Source organism: Streptomyces sp. NRRL WC-3618 (assembly GCF_001280005.1).
In the GTDB taxonomy this organism is placed as follows: domain Bacteria; phylum Actinomycetota; class Actinomycetes; order Streptomycetales; family Streptomycetaceae; genus Streptomyces.
The window spans coordinates 1-4,420 of sequence record NZ_LGDW01000162.1 but is presented as its reverse complement, the minus strand read 5'-3'; the positions used below and the strand labels follow the sequence as shown (position 1 = coordinate 4,420).

The following is a 4,420-nucleotide window of genomic DNA, read 5'->3' as shown; positions in this document are numbered from 1 at the left end:
GTCCTTGAGCGGGCGTGCCAGGAGGCCGTCCAAGTGGGCGCACACCTCGTCCAGCGCGGTGGCGAAGACGGGAAAGGCCTCGTACAACTCCCTTCCCATACCGATACGTTGACTGCCCTGGCCGGTGAAGACGACCCCGAGGCGGCCCTCGACCGTCGATCCGGAGACCAGGGCCGGACCGTCGCCGCCGTCGGCCACGGCCGCGAGGCCGGACAGGAACTCCGGCCGCTCGCGCCCGAAGAGGACCGCCCGGTGTTCGAGCTGGGAACGCCCCGAGAGGAGTGTCCAGCCCACGTCGACGGGGTCGAGGCCGGCGTCGGCCGTGACGTGGTCGCGCAGCCGGCCGGCCTGTGCCCGGAGGGCGTCCGCGCTACGGCCGGACACCAACCAGGGAAGTGCGGTGGATGGAACGCTCGTTTTTTTGGTGGAAGCAGTCGGTTCCTCCGTCGGAGCCTGCTCCACGATCACGTGTGCGTTCGTGCCGCTGACGCCGAACGACGAGACGCCCGCGCGGCGCGGTCGTGCGGTCTCCGGCCAGGCGCGGGCCTCGGTCAGGAGCTCGACGGCCCCCGCCGACCAGTCGACGTGCGTGCTGGGGCGGTCGGTGTGGAGGTTCTCGGGCAGGATGCCGTGCCGCATCGCCATGACCATCTTGATGACGCCCGCGACGCCCGAAGCGGCCTGGGTGTGGCCGATGTTGGACTTCACCGAGCCGAGCAGCAGCGGCCGGTCGGCGGGCCGGTCCTGGCCGTAGGTGGCGAGGAGGGCTTGGGCCTCGATGGGGTCGCCGAGGACCGTGCCGGTGCCGTGGCCCTCGACGGCGTCGACGTCGTCGGTGGCGAGGCGGGCGGCGGCGAGGGCCTGGCGGATGACACGCTGCTGGGACGGGCCGTTGGGGGCGGTCAGGCCGTTGCTGGCGCCGTCCTGGTTGACGGCCGAGCCGCGTACGACCGCGAGGACCTGGTGGCCGTTGCGGCGCGCGTCGGAGAGGCGTTCCAGGGCGAGGACGCCGACGCCCTCGCCCCAGCCGGTGCCGTCGGCGGCCTCGGCGAAGGGCTTGCAGCGGCCGTCGGAGGCCAGGCCGCCCTGGCGGCTGAACTCCGCGAACGCGCCGGACGTGACCATCACGGCGACACCGCCGGCCACGGCGAGGTCGCACTCGCCCTGGCGCAGCGCCTGCGCGGCCAGGTGCAGGGCGACCAGCGAGGACGAGCAGGCCGTGTCGACCGTGACCGCCGGGCCTTCGAGGCCGAAGACGTACGACACGCGACCGGAGATGACGCTGGAGACGTCGCCGGTGAGGAGGTAGCCGTCGACGTTGTCCGGCGACGCCATGAGGGCCGGGCCGTAGCCCTGGGCGGTGGCGCCGACGAACACTCCGGTGCGGCTGCCACGCAGCGAGGCCGGGGGGATCCCGGCACGCTCGAAGGTCTCCCACACGGACTCCAGGAGGAGCCGCTGCTGCGGGTCCATGGCCAGGGCCTCGCGCGGTGAGATGCCGAAGAACGCGGCGTCGAAGTCGCCCGCGTCGTAGACGAAGCCACCGCCGCGCTCGGGACCGTCCTGGCCGCCCGCTTCCGTGCGGCCGCCGAGCGCCTCGACGTCCCAGCCACGGTCGGCGGGGAAGGCGGAGAGCGCGTCGCGCCCGTCGGCGACGAGGCGCCACAGGTCCTCGGGGCCGCATACGGCGCCGGGGTAGCGGCAGCTCATTCCGACGATGGCGACGGGCTCGGGCTCCTCCGCCTCGGCTTCGCGCAGCCGCTGGCGCGTCTCGTGGAGGTCGGCGGTCACCCGCTTGAGGTAGTCGAGGAGCTTTTGCTGGTCCGCCATCGGAATCTCACCTGTTCGCTTAGTCACAAGAAAAACCGCACCGGTCGGGCCGACCTGGCCGCGCGTCGTCGGCCCGGTCGGACTGATTCAGGACATGCCGAGTTCGTTGTCGATGAAGTCGAAGACCTCATCGGCCGAAGCCGACTCGAGCCGCGAGGAGACCGCCTCGCCCTCGGCGGGCTCCTCCACCTCCGCGCCCTTCCACTTCGACATCAGCGCCTCCAGGCGCATCGTGATGCGCATGCGGGAGCTGTCGTCGGGCGCGATGGAACGGAGGCCCGCCTCCAGGCGGTCCAGTTCCCGCAAGGTGGAGTCCACTCCGTCGGCGTCGTCCTGGAGGAGCTCGGTACGCAGGTACTGGGCCAGGGCGACGGACGTCGGGTGATCGAACACGAGGGTGGCGGGCAGCCGCAGCCCCGTGGCCTTGTTCAGGCGGTTGCGGACCTCCACGGCCGTCAGGGAGTCGAAGCCGAGCTCCCTGAAGGCCAGGTGGGCGTCGATGGACTCCGCGCCGGTGTAGCCGAGCACGGCGGCCGCGTGCGAGCGCACGATGTCGAGCAGGATCACCTCGCGCTCGGGCTCGGTGAGCGGCACCAGACGGCCGCGCAGCTCGTCGGCCGCGTCGTCGCCGGTGCCCGCGTCGGCCGCCGGTTCGACGGCCACGGACTCCACGTACCGGCGCACTTCGGGGAGGTCCCCGATGAACGGGCTCGTGCGGGCCGAGGTGAACGCGGCCGCGAACCGCTCCCAGTCGAGGTCGGCGACGGCGAGGAACGTCTCGTCGTACGCCACCGCCTGGGCGAGCGCGGCGACCGCGAGGTTGGGTGCCATCGGCCGCAGACCGCGGCGGCGGAACTGCTCCTCGCCGTCTTCCCCGGCCATGCCGCTCCCGGCCCACAGGCCCCAGGCAACAGAGGTGGCGGTGAGACCGCGCGCCCGGCGCTGCTCGGCGAGCGCGTCGAGGTGGGCGTTGGCGGCGGCGTACGCGCCCTGGCTGCCGCTGCCCCACACGCCCGCGTTGGACGAGAACAGCACGAACGCGTCGAGGCCCGCCCCGGAGTCGAGGAGCGCGTCGAGGTGCGCGGCGCCCGCGACCTTCGCCTCCAGGACCTCGGCGACGTCTGCGGCCGTCATGGCGTCCAGGGGCTGGCCCTGGCCGACGCCCGCCGCGTGGAAGACGGAGCGCAGGATGTGCCCGTCCTCGGTGAGGCGGCCGAGCAGTCCCGCGACGGCGTCGCGGTCGGCGACGTCGCAGGCCGCGATGGTCACCTTGGCGCCCAACTCCTCCAGTTCCGCCTGGAGTTCGACGGCACCGGGCGCGTCGAGTCCGCGGCGGCTGGTGAGGACCAGGTGCTCGGCGCCCTCGCGGGCCAGCCAGCGCGCCACATGCCCGCCGATCGCGCCCGTACCGCCGGTGATCAGCGCGGTGCCGCGCGGCGCCCACTCCCGTGTCTCGCCCGCGCCGACGGGAGCCCGTACGAACCGCCGCACGAGCACGCCCGCCTGCCGCACGGCGAGCTGGTCTTCGTCTCCGACGGCTCCGGCGTCCCCGGCTCCCGCGAGGATCCCGGGGAGCTGGGACGCCGCCCGGCCGTCGGGGTTCTCAGGCAGGTCGACGAGGCCGCCCCACCGGTCCGGGAATTCCAGGGCCACAACCCGGCCGAGGCCCCAGACCTGCGCCTGGGCGGGCCGGGCCGGCTGGTCGACGCGGTCGGTGGCGACAGCGCCACGCGTGACGGCCCACAGACGGGCGCTGGTCCCGGCATCACCGAGGGCCTGCACGAGGGCGACGGTGCCGACGAGCCCGGCCGAAACGACCCCGTGGGTGTCGGGGGCGTTGTGTACGTTGTGCGCGTCGTGGGCCTCTTGCTCGGATTCGTCGAGGCTGAGCAGTGAGACGACTCCGGCGAGTCCCGCCTCGGCCGCCTCCCGCAGCCGTTCGGTCAGTGCTTCTCGGGTCAACTCCCCTGTTGTGACGGAAAGTTCGACAACATCCGCACCGGCCGCTGCCAGCGCTTCACGCACGCCCGTCGCCCACGGGTTCTTCGCCGCGTTCTCCGGGCGTACGACGAGCCAGCGCCCGGTCAGGCGGGTGGCAGGCAGAGCACCCGCGAGGGGCTGCCAGGCCACCTGGTAGCGCCAGCTGTCGAGGGTCGACCGCTCGCGCCGCTGCTTGCGCCACGACGACAGGACCGGAAGGACGGCGCCCAGCTCGGCGGCGGAACCGTCCGCCACGGCGAGCTCGGTGGCCAGCTGCTCCAGGTCCTCGCGCTCCACGGCGTCCCAGAACCGCGACTCGACCTCGTCCGGGGCGAGCGGCGAGCCCTCGCCCTGCTCCTCCTGCGGGGCGGCGAGCAGCCAGTAGTGCTGGCGCTGGAAGGGATAGGTGGGGAGGTCGACGGTGGTGCGGGAGCCGGGGAAGAGGGCCTTCCAGTCGAGTTCGGCGCCGTGCGTGTGGGCTTCGGCGAGCGAGGCGGCCAGGCGGTCGGCGCCGCCCTCGTCACGCCGGAGGGAACCGAGCGTGACGGCCGGGCTGTCCGTGGCGTCGATCGTCGCCTGCACCGGCACGGTCAGGACCGGATGCGGGCTC

2 protein-coding genes are annotated in these 4,420 nt (G+C 73.5%); both read right to left on the bottom strand.

Annotated features, from left to right (window positions below; all coding sequences use genetic code 11):
• The coding region (locus ADL01_RS17395; RefSeq protein WP_199834852.1) for a type I polyketide synthase at positions 1 to 1,830 on the bottom strand (1,830 nt) is incomplete at its 3' end.
• Positions 1,831 to 1,917: 87 nt separating this feature from the next.
• Positions 1,918 to 4,420 (bottom strand): SDR family NAD(P)-dependent oxidoreductase (locus ADL01_RS17390; RefSeq protein ID WP_234354675.1); only part of this gene is annotated, 2,503 nt, incomplete at its 5' end.